The sequence below is a fragment of the Streptomyces sp. NPDC088554 genome, assembly GCF_044752945.1.
GTDB lineage: Bacteria > Actinomycetota > Actinomycetes > Streptomycetales > Streptomycetaceae > Streptomyces.
On record NZ_JBIVMF010000013.1, the window covers coordinates 71122 to 90209 of the forward strand.

Consider the following 19088-nt stretch of genomic DNA (forward strand, 5'->3'; position numbering starts at 1 on the left):
GCTCTCAGCCATACGCCGGCGGCAGCCGCAGATGCGCCAGGTCCTCGGGGACCGGTCCTTCGGGGCGCAGCAGCGGCGCCGCCTCGCCGTCGGCCGCCGTGGCGGGCGCGTCGGTGAGCCGGAAGCGCTCGCGCAGCCGGGTGTAGAAGTCGGTGGGCCCCATCCTGACCAGGCGCAGCCGGTGCCTGGCCCCGTACACCGCGACCCAGTCGCCGGGCTCCAGCACCCCGCGCAGCTGGCCGTCGACGCTGAGCGCGACCTCCCCGGAGTGGGTCAGGACCCGGAGCGCGACCGGCTCGTCGGGGGCTGCCACGACCGTACGGTCGAAGGTCATGTGGGGGGCCACCGGGGTGAAGACCACGGCGTCCATGTGCGGGGAGAGGACGGGTCCGCCGGCCGCGAAGCTGTAGGCGGTGGAGCCGGTCGGGGTGGCGACGATGAGCGCGTCCGCCGAGTACGCCGCGAGCAGCCGTCCCGCGACATAGACCCCCAGATTGACCTGGTGGTCCCGGGCGAGCTTCTCCAGTACGACATCGTTGACGGCGGTGACATCGAGCGCCACGCCCCAGTCCGCTCCGGCGGCGGCGCCCGGCAGGACATGGGGCGGCGGCAGGACCGGTCCCCGGCCGTGGCTCAGCAGGGGCTCCACCCCGGGAGGCAGGGTCGGCGGCCTGGACGCCCGCATGGTCAGGGTCATGCGCTCCTCGATGGTGGCGCGGCCCTCGTCGACGGTGTCCAGCGCCCGGGTGACCTCCCCGGCGGGGACCTCGGTCAGGAAGCCCACCCGCCCCAGGTCGACCCCGAGCACGGCGGCGGCGCTCTTGGCGGCGATCCGGGCCCCGCGCAGAAACGTCCCGTCGCCGCCGAGGGTGACGACGAGGTCGGGGTTGCCCGCCGCCGATGCCTCCTCCTGTCCGCCGTGCCGGGGCGTGTGCCCCTCCCAGACATCGATCTCCGTGCAGGGAACGCCGTGCGCGTCGCACCAGCCACGCACCGCGCGGGCCGCCTCGACAGCGGCGGGGCGGCCCCGGTGCACCACCAGACCGATACGTCTCACCGTCATGATCACGCTCCGTGCGACAAGGACCGGACGGGGACCGGCGCGGTGCTCGAGCCGGCCTGCTCAAGCACTGCCAGGATGACCGGGAAAGGCATCCGGCCGCACTCCCACCGCCGTGCCCACCCCGCTTCCTGTTCACTCGAATGGCGGATACTCGCGGCGCGGCGCCGACCTGCGTGAAGGCGGTTCGGGCAGGGGTTCGCGGCACTGCCGGGACGGTGTGGGGGCATCTCTTCCGGTTGCCCCCGGACCCGTACGGATGCGCGATGGGATGGTGCGCGCCTGACCGTGAGGGGCCTGATCCCGCAGACGCGCTTCCCCCACGCGAGGAGTGATCGCTGATGTCAGCCGATGGCGTGTTCGACAACCCCAGCAGTCTGAACGGCAGAAGCGTGTACGACCAGGACGGCGACAAGATAGGCAACGTCGGAGAGGTCTATGTGGGCGACCGCTCGGGCCGCCCCGAGTGGGTCACCGTGAAGACCGGCCTGTTCGGCATGAAGGAAAGCCTCGTACCGCTCACCGGAGCCCGTCGCGCCGGCGAGGACATCCATGTCCCGTACGCCAAGGAGACCGTCAAGGAAGCACCGCGCCTGGACGCCGACGAGCATCTCGACCCGGGCCAGGAGAAGCAGCTCTACCACCACTACGGACTGACCGCTGCGGGCGGGATCGCCGCCGCCGGCATGGGTACGGCGGCGGGCACCCGCACCGGCACGGCGGCCGGCACCGGGATGAGCACCGGCCGCGCCGCCGCCGCGCCCGAGGCGCGTACGGGACGGCCCATGGCCGGTGTCCGCGGCTCGATGCCCACCGAGGGCAAGGAGGGCTACGAGGAACTCATCCGGTCCGAGGAGCAGCTGCACATCACCACCGAGGAGCGCGAGGTCGGCCACGCCCGGCTGCGCAAGGTGGTCGTGACCGAGAACGTGACCACCTCCGTGCCGCTCAGCCACGAGGAGGTCCGCGTCGTCCACGAGGCGATCTCCCCGGAGGACCGGGCGAACATCCGCGGCTCCCGTATCGGTGAGGCGCAGACCGAGGTGACGCTCCACGCCGAGCAGCCGGTCATCAGCAAGGAGTCCGTGCCCGTCGAGCGTGTCCGCATGGAGCGCGAGAAGGTGACGGAGCAGAAGGAGGTCACCGCCGAGGTCCGCAAGGAGCAGATCGAGTACGACACCGACCAGACCCAGGGCAAGGGGTTCGGCGGCAAGCGCGGCCCCGGTCACTGACCCGGCCCGCACCACAGGCGCCCCCGCCCACCACGCGTGAATGTGTGGCCGGCGGGGGCCGCCTGTCATCAGCGGACGGTGAGGGTCCCCTTCATGAAGGGGTGGATGGAGCAGAGGTACGGGTAGTCACCGGCCTTGGCCGGTGCGGTGAAGGTGACCGTCGCGCCGGGGTCGACGGTGCCGGTGTCGAATGCCTTGCCGGCCGTGGCGGTCACGGTGTGCGCGACGCTGTCCTTGTTGGTCACGGTGACCTTCGTACCGGGGTCGACGGTGAGGCGCGCGGGCGTGAAGGTGAAGTTGTCGATGGTGACCAGGGCCTGTCCGGCCGGTGCGGAGGGGGACATGGGGGCCGAGGAGGCCGGGGCGGGCGGGGTGCCGGCCGAGCCGCCGCCGTCACCGCTGCCGGAACAGCCGGCGAGGGTGATCAGGCAGACGGCGACGAGAGCGGCGGCCCGGCGGACAGGACCGGTGCCGCGCGACGAGAGCCTCAAAGCGGGGCCGGATCAGTAGCTGGGCGTCGGGCTGGGGCTGAGACTCGGCGGCGGGGTGGTGACCGCCTTGCCGTCGGCACCGACGACGTACCACTTGGCGCCGTACGCCTTCACATCCTGGCCATGGGTCTCCCCGGCCTTGAGATCCTTCTTGAAGGTGTACAGCGGGTGGCCGTCGTAGGTGACCTGCTCGGTGCCGTCGGCGCGGGTGATCGTGGCGAGCCAGGACGCCTTGACCGGGCCGGTGCCCGCCTCCGGCTTGTGGTGGACGGTCAGCGGGACCCAGACCTTCGCGCAGTCGCCCGTACAGGCCGACGTGTACTTCTTGGTGGTCGGGTCGAGCTTGTCGGCGGCGAAGAGGTAGAGGGTCCGGTCCTTGTGGTTGACCAGGATCTCCCCGTACATCCCGACCATCTTCGCGGACACCTTGCCCGCGTCGGCGGCGGGCGAGGACGCGGCCATGGGCGGGGACATGCTCGGGGAGGCGGAGGCCGCCGCCAGGTCGGCGGACACGTCCTCCTTGGTCGCCGAGGACCCGCTGCCGCTGCCGCTGCATCCGGCGACCACGGCGGCGCCCAGCGCGGCCGCGGCCAGCGCGGAAACGGTCCTGGTGTTGATCCTCATGAAGACTCCTCAGCTCAGAGCAGCCGCCCCACGGGCAGCACGGCGCCCGCCCGATCGCGGCCGCAGACCCACTACACGACAGGGGCAGGGGCCGGACCAGCTGACAGGGCCGTACGACGTACCGGGGGTAGCGAGAACGGCGGTACGAACGGCGGCCGGGTGTCCGGGAGGGCGCGCCCGCGGTGGGCCGGCCGGGTGAGGTAGCCTCGTGGACAGCGAAGGGGAGTAGCCCCGCGAACCGGTCGTCGACACACTGGAACCCCCGGGTTCCCGGTGGCCGGGCCTGTCCTGGTGACGGGTGGGCGAGACCTTCGGTCAGGCATGAAACGTGTCCGCGGTCCCGCGGGCGCACCCTCGTGCCGGGCCGAGTGGTCCTCCCGGCGCCTGATGGTGCTTCGCGAAGATCCGGGTCCGGCCCCCAGAGAAAGCCACCCGGAATGTCTCTCGACCCCCTGGCGATCCTCACCGCCTTCGGTCTCATCTTCCTCGCCGAACTGCCCGACAAGACCATGTTCGCGTCGCTCGCCATGGGAACGCGGATGCGTCCGCTCTACGTCTGGTTCGGTACCTCGACCGCGTTCCTCGTCCATGTCGCCATCGCCGTCGGCGCGGGCGGTCTCCTCGGGCTGCTGCCCGACTGGATCGTCAAGCTGGTCTCCGCGCTCCTCTTCGCCTTCGGCGCCTTCATGCTGCTGCGCGGCGGGAGCGACGATACGGACGAGGAGACCCCGGCCAGGACCGTCACCGGCTTCTGGCCGGTCTACTCCACCGCCTTCATGGCCGTGTTCATCAGCGAGTGGGGCGATCTGACCCAGATCACCACCGCGAATCTCGCCGCGAGCAACGGTGCCTGGTCGACCGCCATCGGTTCGGCCGCCGCGCTGATGTCCGTCTCCGCGCTGGCCCTGCTCGCCGGGCGGTTCATCGCCACCCGGGTCCCGCTGAAGACGGTCCAGCGCATCGGCGGGCTGTGCATGCTGGGGCTGGCCGTCTGGACGGTGACCGAGATCTTCGTGTGACGGACAGACCCGTGGCCCACGCCGCGCGGGCGGGGGCCACGGGTGGGGGGGTACGGCGTCAGCCGGTGGCCGGAATGTGCTTCTTGAGTACGGTCAGGACGTCACGGGCCGCCGTGGGGCCGGTGTTCAGATAGAAGACGTCGTCGTCGACCGCGACCGCGGTCCCGCCCGCGACGGCGGAGAGCGTCGGCCAGAGCGGCGCCCGGGTCAGCGCGGTCGCCCCGGTGCCGGCGCCCTGGACCCCGTAGAAGATCCAGTCGGCGTCGGCCCGGTCCAGCCGCTCGTTGCTGATGTCCTCGGAGATGTCGTCGAACCGCTGGCTCCCGGGCCTGCCGAGTCCGGCGTCCTCGGCGATGCCGCCGGTGAACGAGGGCACCCCGAAGATCCGCAGCCGGTCGCCGTTCAGCCGCAGGAACGACACGGTGACCGGCTTGTCGACCGTCCTGCCCCACGCGGCCGCGTCGGCGTGGAAGCCGTCGAGGATCTTTTGCGCCCGCGCGGTCCTGCCCAGGGCGTCCGCGACGAGCAGGAAGTCCTGCTTCCAGTAGAGGCCGGTGCCCTGGGTGGCGACGGTGGGGGCGATGGCGGTCAGCGCGGTGTAGAGGCTCTTGGCGTTCTTGCCCGCGATGTTCATCAGGATCAGATCGGGCTCGATATTGGCGATGGCCTCGATGTCCGGGGCGACCCGGGAGCCCACGTCGGCGACCTTCGCCAGCGCGGCGGCGTCCTTCGGATAGTCGTCCTTCAAGTACTGGGGTATGAGCTCGTCGGCGCCCTCGCCCCGGGTCGATCCCGCCGGGACCGTACCGAGGGTGAGCAGCGCGTCGGCCTGGCCGGTGGAGATGACCACGACCTTCTTGGGTTCGGCCGTGAGGACGGTCTTCCCCTCGAAGTGGCCGACTGTACGGGGGAACGTGCCGTCCGGTCGGCCACTGCCCATGCCCTGGGGCACGGTGCGGGGCGCGGTGGGCGCCGAGGCGTTCGACGCGGTCGTGGGTTCGGCGCTCGTGCCGTCGGCGGCGGGGCCCGACGAGCCCGAGCCGGTGGAACAGCCACTGAGCAGCAGGGCGCCGGCCACGACGGCGCCGCTGACGAGACGGGTGAGAGGGAGATCACTGAAGCGGTACACGTCGTTTAGCTTAGGCTTCCCTAAGTGTTGATGAGTAGGTATGCCGGTCATGCGATGGATCACACATCCGGAGGGACTGATTCCGATCAGCCGTCACGGGCCGTCGGGTCCCGGGGCGGTGGACCGAGGGGCGGGGTCGGGCGGGCCGTGGCGCTGGCGGTCTGTCTGGCCGTGGTCGTCGTTCTCGTCCTGGTCAGCCTGGGAGTGGGCGCACGGAGCGTCCCGCTGGGGACCGTGTGGCAGGTGCTGTTCCACGACGACGGCAGCGCGGACGCGATCATCGTCCGGCAGCTGCGGCTGCCCCGTACCGTTCTGGCGGTCGCGGTCGGAGCCGCGCTGGCTCTCTCCGGTGTGGTGATGCAGGCCATCACCCGCAATCCGCTGGCCGAGCCGGGGCTGGTGGGCGTCAACGCCGGGGCCTCGTTCGCGGTGGTGGTCGCGATCTCCGTGTTCGGGGTCACGACCGTGTCCGGCTACATCTGGTTCGCCTTCGGCGGGGCCGTACTGGCCGCGCTGGCCGTCTACTCGCTGACCAGCGGCGCGACCCGGAGCAGCCATCACACCCGGCTCGTGCTGGCGGGCGCGGCGCTGGCGGCGAGTCTGGGCGCCTGCACCGGCGTCCTCACCCTGTTCGACACCGCCGCCTTCGACTCGTACCGCTTCTGGGTGGTGGGTTCGCTGGAGAACCGGGGGACGCAGGCCCTCGTCGCCGCCGTGCCCTTCGTCGTCGCCGGGGCGCTGATCGCGCTCGCCCTCGGTCCGGCGCTCAACGCGCTGGCGCTGGGCGACGAGACGGGCGCGGCGCTCGGGCTGAGGGTGGCGTGGGTGCGGGCGGCCGGGTTCCTGTCGATCATGCTGCTGTGCGGGGCCTCGACCGCCGCCGCCGGGCCGATCGGCTTTGTCGGGCTGGTCGTGCCGCACGCGCTGCGGCTGCTGCTCGGCCCCGATCTGCGGTGGCTGCTGGTCTTCTCGCTGCCCGGCGGCGCCGCCCTGCTGCTGGTCAGCGATATCGCGGGCCGGGTGGTCGTCCCGCCGGGCGAGCTGGAGGCCGGGATCGTCACCGCGTTCATCGGGGCCCCGGTGCTGCTGTGGCTGGTCGTCCGGCGCGCGGAGGTCCGGGCATGAGCGCCCCGCCGCGTACCGCCGCGCCGGCCGGGGTCCTGCGGCTGCCGGGCGGGATCACGGTCCGTCACTCGGGCCGGGCCGCCGCCGTGGCGGCCGTACTGCTGCTGGGGTGCGCGGTGGTGTGGACGGTCACCGTGTTCACCGGTACGTACCGGATCGACGCGGCACGGGTCGCCGAGGCGCTGTTCACCGGGGGCGGTTCGGACACCGACCGGTTCATCGTCCTCGGCCAGCGGCTGCCGCGGGTCTGCGCCGCGCTGCTCGTCGGGGCGGCCCTCGGGCTGTCCGGGGCGCTGTTCCAGAGCCTGTCGCGCAACCCCCTCGGCAGCCCGGACGTCATCGGCTTCACCACCGGGTCCACCAGCGGCGCGCTCGTGGTGATCCTGGCGGGCGGCGGCGCGGCCGGGATCGGCGTCGGCGCGGGGTCGGTGCTCGGCGGTCTGCTGACGGCCACGGCCGTGTACGGGTTCACCGCGTCGCGCGGTGTCTCCGGCGGGCGGCTCGTCCTCGCGGGCATCGCGGTGGGCGCCATGCTGGCCTCGGTCAACGACTATCTGATCACCCGGGCCGATCTGGAGTCCGCCGAGGCGGCCAAGGCGTGGACGTTCGGCAGCCTCAACGCCGTCTCCTGGCCGCAGGTGACGCCGCTGGCGCTCGCCCTGCCCGTACTCGCCGTGGCGGCGGTGGTCGTGGGCAGGCCGCTGCGGCTGATGGAGATGGGCGACGACACCGCGGGCGCCCTCGGGGTGGACGTCCCGCGCGTCCGGGCGGCCACACTGCTGCTCGGGGTCGCCCTGGCCGGTACGGCCATCGCCGTCGCGGGCCCGATCGGCTTCCTCGCGCTGGCCGCCCCCCAGCTGGCCCGCAGGATCACCCGGTCCCCCGGCCCCCCGATCGCCTCGGCCCTGCTGACGGGCGCGCTGATCCTGGCCACGGCGGATCTGCTGGCGCAGCGGCTGCTGGCCCCCTTCCAGATCCCGGTGGGACTGGTCACCGGGGCACTGGGCGGGCTGTATCTGCTGTGGCTGCTGTCACGGGAGAAGGACCGGAGCTGACGCCCCGTCGGCGGTGTGTTCGGATGGCCCCATGCGACGGTCGGCGGACAGCGGGAGGCGCGCCCCCGGGGCGCGGGGGCCCCGCTTCCGCCGCTCGTGCTCGGTGTGATCGCCGGTCTGCCGGCGATGCACGGCATGGCGCGGACCGAGCGGGCCGAAGGGTCCCACCGGGGCGCCAAGGAGATGGCAGACGCCATCATCACGTCCGGACCGACGAGATCGCCCGGATGAGGGCGCTGCTCGGCTCGTAACACGTCCGTACGCGGCAGACGCGCCGCCCGGGAGCCTGCCGGAGCCGTTCCAGCAGGCCCCCCAGCCCCCGGCGCCCCGACCCGCGAGGGTCAGACGACCGGGATGAGCAGCTCGGGCCGGTCCCACATGACGGCAGGCGGACTGGCGGCACGGGTGCCGGTCCGCCGGGCGCCCACGCTCCGGTAGAAGCCCTCGGCCGGCGGGTGCGCGATCACCGGGACGGCGTCGAGACCGGCCTCGCGCGCCCGGTCCCGCATGTGCGCGACGAGCAGTCGGCCGATGCCGAGCCCCTGGGCGTCGTCGGCGACGAACATCAGGTCGAGTTCGGGCGGATCGAGGACCAGGGAGTAGAAACCGAGCCGCCGCCCGTCCGCCCCCACAGCGACGTGGACCTCATGGGTCTCGATGTAGTCGGGCCCCACCCGGTACCCGGCGACCATCGGGGCGTACGGCCCCTCATAGGCGCGTGCCCCCCTGACCAGCGCGGTGAGCCGCTTGGCATCCCCGGCCACGGCCCGCCGTACCGCTATGCCCCTCTCCGCACCCGTAAGTCTCGATCTCATACGGTGAGTATTACCCACCCTCCCGGGCCGCCCGCAACCCCCGATCCCCCCGGGGCGGGTGCGGCCACCGGGACGACGGCAGCTCCCTGGCACGGCCGACCGGCGAGAAGACCAGGATCAACCCGGCGAGCGGCACCCCGGCGGTGGCGACCCACATCGCGGCACGTGGACCGAGCGCGGCCCCCAGAGCGCCGCCGAGCAGTGCGCCGAGGGGGATCGTCCCGTAGTTGAGGAAGGCGGCGCTCGCGGTGAGCCGTCCCAGCAGTTCCGGTGGGCAGTAGCTCTGCTGAAAGCCCGTCTTGATGACATTGCCGGCCACGACACCCGCCGAGACGCAGAAGCCGCCCACCGCGTAGCACAGAACACCCGCGCCGTCGGTGGTCAGCGGGATGAGCAGGGCGAAGGCGGGCAGGCCCAGCTCAAAGAAGAGGGTCGCGTGGGCCGTCCCCGTCCGGGCGGCGACCCGGCGCGCGGCGAAGGCCCCGACGATGCCGCCCGCACCGGCCGTGGCGATCAGGCCGCCGACCGCGCCGGGCGTCAGCCCGACATCCCGGACCAGAAAGACCACCTGGATCGACTGGTAGCCCATGAGCGCCAGGTTGGAGGCCGCCCCGAAGAGCGTCAGCGTACGGAGCCAGGGGTCGTCCGCGACCAGCCGCAGCCCCTCCCGCACCTCGGCTCCCAGCGCGCGGGGGCGGCGGACGGCGGGGTCGGTACGCGGCTCGCGGTACCGGATGCCCAGCAGACAGAGCAGCGAGAGGAGAAAGGTCAGGGCGTGGACGAACATGCCGTTGACCGCGCCCGCCAGCTGCGCGATCAGCCCGCCCGAGCCGAGCCCGGCGATCTGCGCGGCGGAGGCGCTGCCATGGAGCTTGGCGTTGCCCTCGGCCTGGTCCTCGGGGCCCAGGAGCGAAGGGAGATAGACGGTGTAGGCGGTCTGGAAGAAGACCGCCGCCGTGCCGGTCAGCAGGGCGACGGCCAGCAGCAGACCGATGCTCAGCCCACCCGCCCACGCGGCGACCGGGACCGAGGCGTACAGCACGAGGGAGACGGCGGCGGCGCTCAGCATGACCGGACGGCACGGCAGCCGGTCCACCCAGACCCCGGCCGGAAGCCCGATGACCAGCCAGGGCAGCCAGCCCGCGGCGGCCAGCAGACCGGCTTCGAAGGGGCTCGCCCGCAGCTGGGAGACCGCGATCAGCGGCATCGCCACCCCGGTGATCGACGCACCGAACTTGCCCGCGGTCTCGCCGCACCAGAGCAGCCGGAAGTCACGGTGGCGGCACAGCAGTCCGCCGCGTATCCCCCCGCTCATGAGCGGTCGCGCTCATGGCGGGGGAACGACTGGAGCTGTACGACGACGGGGAGTGCCCCGGCGTCGGATCCGGCGTCGGGCGCCGGGGTGTGGCGGGCGATGACCTCCATCAGCTCCTGGTTGAGGGCTTCGAGCTGGGAAGGCGTCAGCCGCAGCTCGCTCCAGTCACTGATGGTGCCCGCGGCGCGCCACTCGTCCCCCCAGTCGTCGTTGACGTAGTCCATGACGCGATGGAACTGCTGGGTCACCACTTCGTGGGTGAAGACCGCGACGGCTCCCCTGGTATCGGGGTTGTCACGGAAGTCCCGGGTGTTCAGCTCGTTCCTGGCCCCGGCCGCCCGCCACCAACGCTCACGCCGGGTGCCGCGGCCGGTCTCCTCCTCGATGAAGCCGTGCTCGGCGAGCTGCCGCAGATGCCAGCTGACGGTGCCGGTGTTCTGCCCGAGGCGTTCGGCCAGTCCGGTGGAGGTGGCGGGGCCGTCGAGTCTGAGCAGTTCGAGGATGCGCATCCGCAGGGGGTGGGCCAGTCCGCGCAGGCTGTGCGCGTCGAGGCGGCGGACGGGAGGCGGGACATGCTCGGGTTCGTCAGGGGACATACCCGCACCCTACAATTACAGAGAACCCTCTGCAAAGGGTTCTCTGTAATTACGTTCCGCCGGTTCCCGGTCAGTCCTCCGTCCGCTCCGTACGGTCGTGGCGGACCGTCAGCGGTTCGAAGGTGATGCGGGTCGTCGATCCGTCGTCCGCCCAGCGCACCTCGACGCTGTTCCCCGCCGTGTTCACCTCGGTCACCGCGGCGGACAGCGGGGCCGTTCCGGGGTGGGTCGTGAGGGTGGCGAGGGCCGCGAAGAGGGTGGTGCCCTCGGCTTCGCCGGTCAGTCGGGGGACGTGGGCCCAGCGGGTGAAGGCCGTGCCCTGAGGGGCGCGTTGTTGGTCCTGGGTGTGCCAGCCGTGCAGGCCGTACAGCTCGGAACGTACGGTGTCGTCGGGGCCGGTCGCCCAGCCGGTCTGGCGGATCCGTGTGCCGGGCGGGGCGCCGGTCACTCGGTGGGCGCGCAGTTCGTATCCGCCCCGGGCCACGGTGACGCTCTCGACCCGCAGGCCCGGCACCATCGGCGGGCCCGACGGGAAGACCGGCCGGTGCCAGGAGGCGGCCCAGCCCCAGCCGTCGCCGTGTCCGGCGCCGAGCGGGCGGATCCGGCGCCGGCCGCTGGGGACGCCCGCGATCTCGACGGCGAGATGGTTGTCGGGGACGTTGGCCACCGCGGTGGGGCCAGTGGCGGTGGAGTAGGAGTGGCGGCTGTAGTGCGGGTCGTCCCCCACCTCGGCCTCGCCCTCGTGCGGGCGGAGGTGGTCGCTGCCGTGGTTGTGCAGCCGTACGATCCCGTCCGCCGCGGTGGACTGCACCAGCAGCCCCGGCGCGGGCAGGGCGAGCACCCGGTCGGGGCCCTCACTGGGGGCCGGTTCCTCGGTGGCCGTCCACAGCGGATGGTCCCCGGGCGCGAGCAGCGCGACGAACGCCTTGGCCGCCCAGTACGGCGAGGCGGGGCCCGAGTAGTGCTGGAGGGTCGCGGCGTGGGGGCCGTGCCAGCCGAGGCTGAGCAGGCCGTCCTCGCCGGTCGCGCCCCGGTCGAGGAAGTAGCGCAGGGAGCCGCTGACCAGCCGCCGTGAGACACCCGGGGCCAGCGGGGTATGTCCGGTGACGGCGCCGAGCGCCACTGCCGCGCCCGCCGCGAAGCGGTAGGACAGCGAGCGCCCGAAGTGGATCGGCGCACCGTCCGCGCCGAACAGCAGGGAGAAGCCCTCCAGGTGCTCGCGCAGCCGGGCGCCGTAGTGCGCGGACAGCGCGGTGTCGCCCGCCAGATGGGTGTGGAGTACGGGGTAGAGGTGCAGGGCCCAGCCGTTGTAGTGGTCGAAGGCACGGCTGTCGCCGTCCGCGTACCAGCCGTCGCCCCGGTACCAGCCCTCCAGCAGGGCGAGCGCCCGGTCCTTGGCGCGTGCCGTCTGCGCGTCGCCCCGGCCCACCGACTCCAGGAATCCGGCCACGGAGTAGGGGAACAGATACCAGTTGTTGGGCGCGGGCGTGTGCCGCAGCGTGCCCCGCAGCCACTCCTCGGCGCGGTCCTGTACACCGGGGTCGAGCCGGTCCCAGAGCCAGGGCGCGGTCAGCCGCAGTCCGAGGGCGACGGACGCGGACTCGACCATCGGCTGGCCCTGTACGTGGTGGTCGAGGATCAGCGGCCAGGACTCGGTGTCGTCGCGGCCCGGGGTGCGGGTGCCGACGGCGAGGCCGTCCGCGTACCGGTCGAGCCAGCCGTGCGGGTCCGCGCCGCCCGCGCCCGCCACCCGGAAGGCAGCGGCGAGGAACGTACGGGCGTACCCCTCCAGGCCGTCCGAGCGCACCCCCGATCCCGAGGGCCGGCCCGGCAGGTCGAGGAGGGCGCGGCCGGGGGTGGCCCACCGCCAGGCGGCGCCGAGCAGTCCGTCGGCGGCGGCCTCCCAGTGGGCCCGGGTGTAGCCGGTGCGCGGGCTCAGCGCCCGGTCGTCGGCGGGGAGCGGGAAGCCTGCGGAAGATACGGTCATACGAGGAAGGCCAGCCTTTCGCCGCTCCGGTGGGGGACACCGGGAATCCTGATCGGCCGATCGGTACTGGTCAAGAGACCGCTCAGAACCGCTCAGAAGAAGATCGAAGCGGTCAGACGCTCAGGTTTCCGCGGGTGTTTCCGCGGGTGTTTCCGCGGGTGTTTGGTGGGTGTTTGGTGGGCTGAGGACCCACCGAGACCTCCGGCTCGGCGGCGTGCGACTGGCTCGGGTGAGCGCTTCGAGCCCGCGGCGCAGCGATCGGCCCGGCTCCGACGGGACCGGCTGAACGGATGAACGTCCGGCTCCGTAATCTCTCGGTACGTACACGACCCACCCGAGCGAGACCGAAGGACAACCCGGTGACGGCCTACCGCCCCCTTGCCGCACGCACGACCAAGCTCCTCGCAGCCGGGCTGCTGTCCTCCTTGCTCCTCGGCTGCTCGAACGACCCGGGCGGTACGGAGAGCGAGGCGCGCCCCACGGCGTCGGCGTCCGGCGCCGCCCCGCTCGCTCCCCCGAACGTCGAGATGATCGCCACCCTGACGGGCTGCGAGGCCACCGTCCGTATCGAGGCGAAGGAACTGCGCGAGGGGGTCTGCACCACCCCGAGCGGCAAGTGGATCGTGACGACGTTCCCCGCCGAGAAGTACAAGCTGACCTGGCTGGACACCGCGGCGATGTACGGCGGCACGTATCTGGTCGGCACCCAGTGGGTCATCGCGGGCAAGGTGGAGGTGCTCAAGACGCTGCGCGGGAAGGTCGGGGGCGAGTTGCAGAAGCTGCGCGACATGAACACGCCCGTGAGCCCGAGCGCCGGCTGATTTCTCCTTCCCCTTCCCCTTCCTCTTCCCCTTCCCCTTGCCCTCTCTCCTTCCCCGCGGTTCGATGGCCCGGCGGCCCGGTGGCCCCGGGCGATGTTTGTCGTGCGAGGCCGTTGACCTCCTCGTACCACGCACTTACCGTTTCGGCGTTCGGAATCACAGATGGCGTTCGATATCTCGGACGCGCGCCTCCGCCCACCGGAAAGGGATCCTGCATGAGCCGCAGTGACGTCCCCAGCCGCAGAGTCGTGCTGAAGGGAGCGCTGGCAGCGGGTGCACTCACCGCGATGCCCGGCGCCGCCCTGGCCGCCTCCCCGGCCGGTCCCCCCACTGCCCGTCCCGGTTCCACGTACCGCAATCCACTGGTCGAGCAGCGCGCCGACCCGTTCGTCCACCGTCACACCGACGGCCATTACTACTTCACGGCCACCGCGCCGGAGTACGACCGGATCATCCTGCGCCGCTCCCGCACCCTGCGGGGGCTGGCGACCGCCGAGGAGTCGGTGATCTGGACCAAACACACCAGCGGTGACATGGGCGCGCACATCTGGGCGCCCGAGATCCATCACATCGACGGGAAGTGGTACATCTACTTCGCCGCGGGCCGCACCGACGACGTGTGGAAGATACGCATCTGGGTGCTGGAGAACGAGAGCCCGGACCCCTTCCGGGGCACCTGGACGGAGAAGGGGCAGCTCACCACCGCGTGGGACACCTTCTCCCTCGACGCCACCACCTTCACCCACCGCGGCACCCGCTATCTCTCCTGGGCGCAGCACGAGCCCGGTATGGACAACAACACCGCGGTCTTCCTCTCCGCGATGGCGAATCCCTGGACCCTGAAGGGTCCTCAGGTCCGGCTCACCACACCGGAGTTCGACTGGGAGCTGATCGGCTTCAAGGTCAACGAGGGACCGGCCGTCATCAAGCGCAACGGCCGGATCTTCCTGTCGTACTCGGCGAGCGCCACCGATCACCACTACTGCATGGGGCTGCTGACCGCCGACGCCCGCGCCGATCTGCTCGACCCCGCCTCCTGGCACAAATCCACCGTGCCGGTGTTCGCCGGCGACGAGACGACCGGGCAGTACGGTCCCGGCCACAACTCCTTCACCGTGGCCGAGGACGGGCGGACCGATGTGCTCGTCTATCACGCCCGGCAGTACAAGGAGATCACCGGCGATCCCCTGAACGACCCCAACCGGCACACCCGTATCCAGAAGCTGGGCTGGAAGCGGGACGGTACACCGGACTTCGGTGTGCCCGTGGCCGATGGACCGATCCGGTGGCTGCCCGAATCCCCGGGCTCCGCCGCTCACTTCACCACATCGAGGGAGGGCGTCTGATCATGCGCCGGATACACACACTGCTGCTCGCGTTCTGTGTCGCTCTCGCGGCCCTGTTCCTGCCCGGGGGTGCCGCCGTGGCCGTTCCCCGGCCGGCCGGGTCCGCGCCCACCGAGGAGCTCGGGCCGGTCACCCTCACCAATGGCGGCCAGTTCACCGACACCACGGGCGCGCTGGTGCACGCCCATGGCGGCGGGGTCATCCAGGTCGGCTCCTACTACTACTGGTTCGGTGAGAACCGCAACGCGGACAACACCTTCCGCTATGTCTCCGCGTACCGTTCCACCGACCTCAAGACCTGGGAGTTCCGCAGGCATGTCCTGACCCAGGCCACCGATCCCGAGCTGGCCTCCGCCAATATCGAACGCCCGAAGGTGATCTACAACCGGGCGACCGGCCGGTTCGTGATGTGGATGCACAAGGAGACCGCGACGGACTACAGCCAGGCGCGCGCCGCCGTGGCCACCTCCTCGACGATCGACGGCGACTACAGCTGGAAGGGCAGCTTCCGGCCGCTCGACACCCATATGTCGCGTGACATCACACTGTTCACCGACACCGACGGCACCGGTTACATGGTGTCGGCCGCCCGGGAGAACTACGACCTCCAGATCTACCGCCTCACCGCCGACTACACCGCCATCGACAGCCTGGTCGCCAACCCCTGGCCCGGTGGCCATCGCGAGGCCCCGGCGCTGTTCAAGCGCAACGGTGTGTATTTCATGCTGACCTCCGGCGCCACCGGCTGGAACCCCAACCAGCAGCAGTACGCGACCGCCACCTCGCTCGCCGGGCCCTGGAGCGCGATGCGCAATGTGGGCGACTCGACGGTATACGGTTCCCAGACCGCGTACGTCCTGCCGATCCAGGGCGCGTCGGCCACCTCGTACCTCTACATGGGCGACCGGTGGGGGAACTCCTTCGGCCAGAAGGTCAACGACTCGCGCTATGTCTGGCTGCCGCTGGCCTTCCCGACGAGCACCTCGATGACCATGGAGTGGTACCCGGAGATCACCATCGACACCGCCGCCGGTACGGTGACGGGGTCGGGCGGCCCGTACGAGACGCTCACCGCCCGGCACAGCGGCAAGTGTGCCGATATCCCCAGCCAGTCGATCATCGAGGGCGCTCCGCTCGCGCAGTACACCTGCAACGGGGGCGGCAACCAGAAGTTCTGGTTCAAGAACACCGGTGACGGCTATGTCCGGTTGATGGCGCGGCACAGTTCGCTCTGTCTGACCGAGACCGCCGCCGAGGTCCAGCAGCAGAGCTGCGGGAGCGCGCCCGAGCAGCAGTGGCGGGTCACCCCCCTCGCCGGCGGGTACCTCACACTGACCGCCCGCGCGAGCGGCGAGTGCCTCGATGTGTCCGGCGCGTCCACCGCCGACTCGGCCAGGGTCATCACCCACGCCTGTGGCGGTGGCACCAACCAGCAGTGGACCCGCACCGGCTGACCCGGCGTCCGGACCGGTACGGAAACCTCGGCGAAATCTCCGGGAATTCCGTGCCGGTCCGGTGACAACCTTTCCCGCACGGGCGGCGACTGGAGGGCACAGGGGCTTGAATCCCCCCACCCTCTGGAGGAACTTTCCGTGCGGTCTAGAGTCGATTCGTACGCAACACATCCGGGACGCCGCCCGGAATCGCGCGGGTCCGGCCCCCGCGCCTGGACGCTGCCGGCCGTACTCGCACCGGCCTGCGCGCTCCTCACCGGTCTGCTCGTCCCGGCGCCGAGCATGGCGGCGGACATGGCGCCGGGCACCGAACGGGTCTCCGTCGCCGCCCAGTTGGAGCGGCTCGACCGGGGCCTGGTCAGTGTGCACACCGGCAATGACAACCTGGTGAGCTGGCGCTGGCTGGCCACCGACGCGGACAGTGTCACCTTCAATCTCTACCGGGGCTCGGTCAAGGTCAACACCGCCCCGATCACCACCACCAACTATCTCCACAAGGACGCGCCCAACTCGGCGGACTACACCGTGCGCGCCGTGGTCAACGGTACGGAACAGGCGGCGTCCCCCAGCGCCACGCAGTTCCGTTCCGGCTATCTCGATGTGCCGATCTCGGTCCCCGCGGGCGGTTCGGACTACACGTACGAGGCGAACGACGCCTCCGTCGGCGACCTCGACGGGGACGGCGACCTCGACATCGTCCTGAAGTGGCAGCCCACCAACGCCAAGGACAACTCGCAGTCCGGTGTCACGGGCAACACCATCGTGGACGGCTACACCCTTCAGGGCCAGCGGCTGTGGCGGATCGATCTGGGCCGCAACATCCGCTCCGGCGCCCACTACACCCAGTTCCAGGTCTTCGACTACGACGGCGACGGCAGGGCCGAGGTCGCCATGAAGACCGCGGACGGTACGGTCGACGGCACCGGCCGGGTGATCGGCAGCGCCTCCGCCGATCACCGCAACTCCTCCGGATACGTACTCGACGGACCCGAGTTCCTGACCGTGTTCGACGGCCGGACGGGTGCCGCGCGCTCCACGGTCGACTATGTCCCGCCGCGCGGCACCGTCTCGTCCTGGGGCGATTCCTACGGCAACCGGGTGGACCGCTTCCTGGCCGGGACCGCCTATCTGGACGGCAACAAGCCCTCGCTGATCATGGCGCGCGGCTACTACACCCGTACGGTGATCTCCGCCTGGGACTTCGCCGGCGGGACGCTCACCCGCCGGTGGACGTTCGACACCAACAGCTCCACCAACACCGGCAAGGGCTACGACGGCCAGGGCAACCACGCGCTGACCATCGGTGATGTGGACGCCGACGGCAGGGACGAGATCGTCTACGGTTCGATGGCCGTGGACGACAACGGCTCCGGGTTGTGGACCACCCGCAACGGCCACGGCGACGCCGCCCACCTCGGTGACCTCGACCCGTCCCGTCCGGGGCTGGAGTACTTCAAGGTGGACGAGGACTCGTCGAAGCCGTCGTCGTACTTCGCCGACGCCCGGACCGGTCAGGTGCTGTGGCAGACACCGGCGTCCGGTGACAACGGCCGCGGTGTGGCCGGGGACATCTGGGCGGGCAGCGCCGGCGCCGAGATGTGGTCGGCTGCGGACGGTTCGCTGCGCGGCCCGAGCGGCGCCGCGATCGGACGCAAGCCGTCCTCGATCAACTTCCTGGCCTGGTGGGACGGCGATCCGGTACGTGAGCTGCTGGACGGCACCCGGATCGACAAGTACGGCACCTCCTCCGACAGCCGGTTGCTGACCGCCTCCGGGGTGCACTCCAACAACGGCACGAAGGCGACCCCCGCGCTCTCCGGCGACATCCTCGGCGACTGGCGCGAGGAAGTCGTCTGGCCCACCGCCGACAACACCGCGCTGCGGATCTACTCCACACCGCACCTCACCGACCGGAAGATCACCACACTCCTGCACGACCGGCAGTACCGCACAGCGCTGGCCTGGCAGAACACCGCGTACAACCAGCCGCCGCATCCCAGTTTCTTCCTCGGCGACAACATGCCCACGCCGCCGAGGCCGGCCATCACCACCCCGTAACACACGCACATCCCCGCCCGTACGTCCTTCCCCTCACAAGGAGTGTTCCGGCATGCCCGAACAGCAGGACAGGCAACTCGGCAGCAGGAAGCGGCGGGTGATCACCGGAGGTATCGGTGCCCTCGCCCTGACGCTCAGTACGATCGCCACGGGTCTGACACTGCCTACCGCCGCGGCCGCCACCTGGCCGTCGTCGAACGGCAGTGAGGCGGTGACCGCGACCAAGAGCGTCAGCGGTTCCGTCGACGGAGGCATGAAGCGCTACTACGGCTCCGGTGCCCTCGGCACCGGCGGCCAGAACGAGGACCAGGACCCGCTCTTCAAGCTCGCCGACGGCGCGACGCTGAAGAACGTCATCATCGGCGCCCCCGCGGCCGACGGTATCCACTGCTCCGGTAGCTGCACACTCCAGAACGTGTGGTGGGAGGATGTCGGCGAGGACGCGGCCACCTTCCGCGGCAGCGGCAAGACGTTCCATGTCATCGGCGGGGGCGCGCGCAAAGCCGCGGACAAGATCTTCCAGTTCAACGGCGGCGGCACACTGAACATCTCCAACTTCGCCGGCCAGGACTTCAAGACCTTCGTCCGCTCGTGCGGCAACTGCTCCACGCAGTACAAGCGCACGATCAATGTGACCAATACGGAGATCACCGCGCCCGGCACGGTGATCGGAGGGATCAACACCAACTACGGCGACTCCCTGACCCTGCGGGGGATCACCATCATCGGGGACAGCAGCAAGAAGATCGTGCCGTGCCAGAAGTACATCGGCAACAACACCGGGGCCGAGCCGTCGAAGAACGGCTCCAACGCGGACGGTACGTACTGCAAGTACGCGTCCTCGGACCTCACCTACCGGTAGGCCCGCCGGCCTTCCCCGACCGCCGGGGCTTCCGGCGCACCCCGGCAACGGGTGCGCCGGGAGCCCCGGAGCCGGTCTGGGCGGTGGGGCGCGGTGGGG

At 71.2% G+C, this 19088-nt stretch carries 17 protein-coding genes; 9 read left to right on the forward strand and 8 right to left on the reverse strand.

The genetic code is table 11. From position 1 onward, the window contains the following. Window positions 1-4: 4 nt before the first annotated feature. The gene (locus ACIP8W_RS17060; RefSeq protein WP_401948286.1) at window positions 5-1063 is read right to left on the reverse strand and encodes an NAD(+)/NADH kinase; all 1059 of its coding nucleotides are present in this window, start codon (window positions 1061-1063) and stop codon (window positions 5-7) included. A 338-nt stretch (window positions 1064-1401) separates the two neighbouring features. Here ACIP8W_RS17060 and ACIP8W_RS17065 point away from each other — a divergent pair, with 338 nt between their 5' ends. Then, window positions 1402-2292, forward strand: coding sequence for a DUF2382 domain-containing protein (locus tag ACIP8W_RS17065; RefSeq protein WP_401948283.1), 891 nt, complete (start codon window positions 1402-1404; stop codon window positions 2290-2292). A gap of 68 nt (window positions 2293-2360) precedes the next feature. Here the strand turns inward: ACIP8W_RS17065 and ACIP8W_RS17070 are convergent, their stop codons facing one another. Both ACIP8W_RS17070 and ACIP8W_RS17075 read right to left on the reverse strand, forming a co-directional pair. Continuing rightward, window positions 2361-2783 (reverse strand): cupredoxin family copper-binding protein, encoded by a 423-nt coding sequence (locus ACIP8W_RS17070; protein ID WP_402152628.1) that lies wholly within the window; start codon window positions 2781-2783, stop codon window positions 2361-2363. Window positions 2784-2795: 12 nt separating this feature from the next. Next, window positions 2796-3407: a hypothetical protein gene (locus ACIP8W_RS17075; protein WP_401948278.1), complete on the reverse strand. Its 612-nt coding sequence runs from the start codon at window positions 3405-3407 to the stop codon at window positions 2796-2798. A 437-nt stretch (window positions 3408-3844) separates the two neighbouring features. Between ACIP8W_RS17075 and ACIP8W_RS17080 the strand changes: the two genes are divergently transcribed. Beyond that, on the forward strand, window positions 3845-4426 hold the full coding sequence (locus ACIP8W_RS17080) for a TMEM165/GDT1 family protein (RefSeq protein WP_401948275.1): 582 nt from the start codon (window positions 3845-3847) through the stop codon (window positions 4424-4426). A 58-nt stretch (window positions 4427-4484) separates the two neighbouring features. On the opposite strand, the gene ACIP8W_RS17085 is transcribed toward ACIP8W_RS17080, so the two are convergent. After that, a complete protein-coding gene (locus ACIP8W_RS17085) occupies window positions 4485-5555 on the reverse strand; it encodes an ABC transporter substrate-binding protein (RefSeq protein WP_401948273.1) in 1071 nt (356 codons plus the stop codon). Between the two features lie 147 nt (window positions 5556-5702). Here ACIP8W_RS17085 and ACIP8W_RS17090 point away from each other — a divergent pair, with 147 nt between their 5' ends. Further along, window positions 5703-6680 (forward strand): FecCD family ABC transporter permease, encoded by a 978-nt coding sequence (locus ACIP8W_RS17090; RefSeq protein ID WP_401948270.1) that lies wholly within the window; start codon window positions 5703-5705, stop codon window positions 6678-6680. After that, the gene (locus ACIP8W_RS17095) at window positions 6677-7735 is read left to right on the forward strand and encodes a FecCD family ABC transporter permease (protein WP_401948267.1); all 1059 of its coding nucleotides are present in this window, start codon (window positions 6677-6679) and stop codon (window positions 7733-7735) included. Before ACIP8W_RS17090 ends, ACIP8W_RS17095 begins: the two co-directional genes overlap by 4 nt. Window positions 7736-8076: 341 nt before the next feature. Here ACIP8W_RS17095 and ACIP8W_RS17100 read toward each other — a convergent pair whose 3' ends face one another. From ACIP8W_RS17100 to ACIP8W_RS17115, 4 genes are all read right to left on the reverse strand, one after another. Then, on the reverse strand, window positions 8077-8550 hold the full coding sequence (locus tag ACIP8W_RS17100; RefSeq protein ID WP_401948263.1) for a GNAT family N-acetyltransferase: 474 nt from the start codon (window positions 8548-8550) through the stop codon (window positions 8077-8079). Between the two features lie 10 nt (window positions 8551-8560). After that, window positions 8561-9865 carry an MFS transporter gene (locus ACIP8W_RS17105; RefSeq protein ID WP_402203527.1) on the reverse strand — a complete coding sequence of 435 codons (1305 nt, stop codon included), beginning with the start codon at window positions 9863-9865 and terminating at the stop codon, window positions 8561-8563. Continuing rightward, complete coding sequence (locus ACIP8W_RS17110; protein ID WP_402203528.1) at window positions 9862-10461, reverse strand: ArsR/SmtB family transcription factor; 600 nt, start codon at window positions 10459-10461, stop codon at window positions 9862-9864. Before ACIP8W_RS17110 ends, ACIP8W_RS17105 begins: the two co-directional genes overlap by 4 nt. A gap of 70 nt (window positions 10462-10531) precedes the next feature. Further along, window positions 10532-12448, reverse strand: coding sequence for a DUF2264 domain-containing protein (locus tag ACIP8W_RS17115; protein ID WP_402203530.1), 1917 nt, complete (start codon window positions 12446-12448; stop codon window positions 10532-10534). Window positions 12449-12807: 359 nt separating this feature from the next. Here ACIP8W_RS17115 and ACIP8W_RS17120 point away from each other — a divergent pair, with 359 nt between their 5' ends. The 5 genes from ACIP8W_RS17120 to ACIP8W_RS17140 all read left to right on the forward strand — a co-directional run bounded on the left by ACIP8W_RS17120 (window position 12808) and on the right by ACIP8W_RS17140 (window position 18989). Further along, complete coding sequence (locus ACIP8W_RS17120; protein ID WP_401948257.1) at window positions 12808-13269, forward strand: hypothetical protein; 462 nt, start codon at window positions 12808-12810, stop codon at window positions 13267-13269. A 215-nt stretch (window positions 13270-13484) separates the two neighbouring features. Beyond that, window positions 13485-14615, forward strand: a complete 1131-nt coding sequence (locus tag ACIP8W_RS17125; RefSeq protein ID WP_401948254.1) for a family 43 glycosylhydrolase — start codon at window positions 13485-13487, stop codon at window positions 14613-14615. A 2-nt stretch (window positions 14616-14617) separates the two neighbouring features. After that, the gene (locus ACIP8W_RS17130) at window positions 14618-16069 is read left to right on the forward strand and encodes an RICIN domain-containing protein (protein ID WP_402203532.1); all 1452 of its coding nucleotides are present in this window, start codon (window positions 14618-14620) and stop codon (window positions 16067-16069) included. Window positions 16070-16207: 138 nt separating this feature from the next. Next, entirely contained in the window at window positions 16208-18127 is a 1920-nt protein-coding gene (locus ACIP8W_RS17135; RefSeq protein WP_402203534.1) for a rhamnogalacturonan lyase, read from the forward strand. A gap of 52 nt (window positions 18128-18179) precedes the next feature. Continuing rightward, entirely contained in the window at window positions 18180-18989 is an 810-nt protein-coding gene (locus ACIP8W_RS17140; protein WP_401948246.1) for a pectate lyase, read from the forward strand. The last annotated feature ends 99 nt before the right edge of the window (window positions 18990-19088 follow it).

Bases quoted from the DNA above. Each gene is read 5' to 3' on its own strand.
- ACIP8W_RS17060 (WP_401948286.1), bottom strand. From the start codon at position 1,063: ATGACGGTGAGACGTATCGGTCTGGTGGTGCACCGGGGCCGCCCCGCC.
- ACIP8W_RS17065 (WP_401948283.1), top strand. From the start codon at position 1,402: ATGTCAGCCGATGGCGTGTTCGACAACCCCAGCAGTCTGAACGGCAGA.
- ACIP8W_RS17075 (WP_401948278.1), bottom strand. From the start codon at position 3,407: ATGAGGATCAACACCAGGACCGTTTCCGCGCTGGCCGCGGCCGCGCTG.
- ACIP8W_RS17080 (WP_401948275.1), top strand. From the start codon at position 3,845: ATGTCTCTCGACCCCCTGGCGATCCTCACCGCCTTCGGTCTCATCTTC.
- ACIP8W_RS17095 (WP_401948267.1), top strand. From the start codon at position 6,677: ATGAGCGCCCCGCCGCGTACCGCCGCGCCGGCCGGGGTCCTGCGGCTG.
- ACIP8W_RS17100 (WP_401948263.1), bottom strand. From the start codon at position 8,550: ATGAGATCGAGACTTACGGGTGCGGAGAGGGGCATAGCGGTACGGCGG.
- ACIP8W_RS17105 (WP_402203527.1), bottom strand. From the start codon at position 9,865: ATGAGCGGGGGGATACGCGGCGGACTGCTGTGCCGCCACCGTGACTTC.
- ACIP8W_RS17110 (WP_402203528.1), bottom strand. From the start codon at position 10,461: ATGTCCCCTGACGAACCCGAGCATGTCCCGCCTCCCGTCCGCCGCCTC.
- ACIP8W_RS17115 (WP_402203530.1), bottom strand. From the start codon at position 12,448: ATGACCGTATCTTCCGCAGGCTTCCCGCTCCCCGCCGACGACCGGGCG.
- ACIP8W_RS17125 (WP_401948254.1), top strand. From the start codon at position 13,485: ATGAGCCGCAGTGACGTCCCCAGCCGCAGAGTCGTGCTGAAGGGAGCG.
- ACIP8W_RS17130 (WP_402203532.1), top strand. From the start codon at position 14,618: ATGCGCCGGATACACACACTGCTGCTCGCGTTCTGTGTCGCTCTCGCG.
- ACIP8W_RS17140 (WP_401948246.1), top strand. From the start codon at position 18,180: ATGCCCGAACAGCAGGACAGGCAACTCGGCAGCAGGAAGCGGCGGGTG.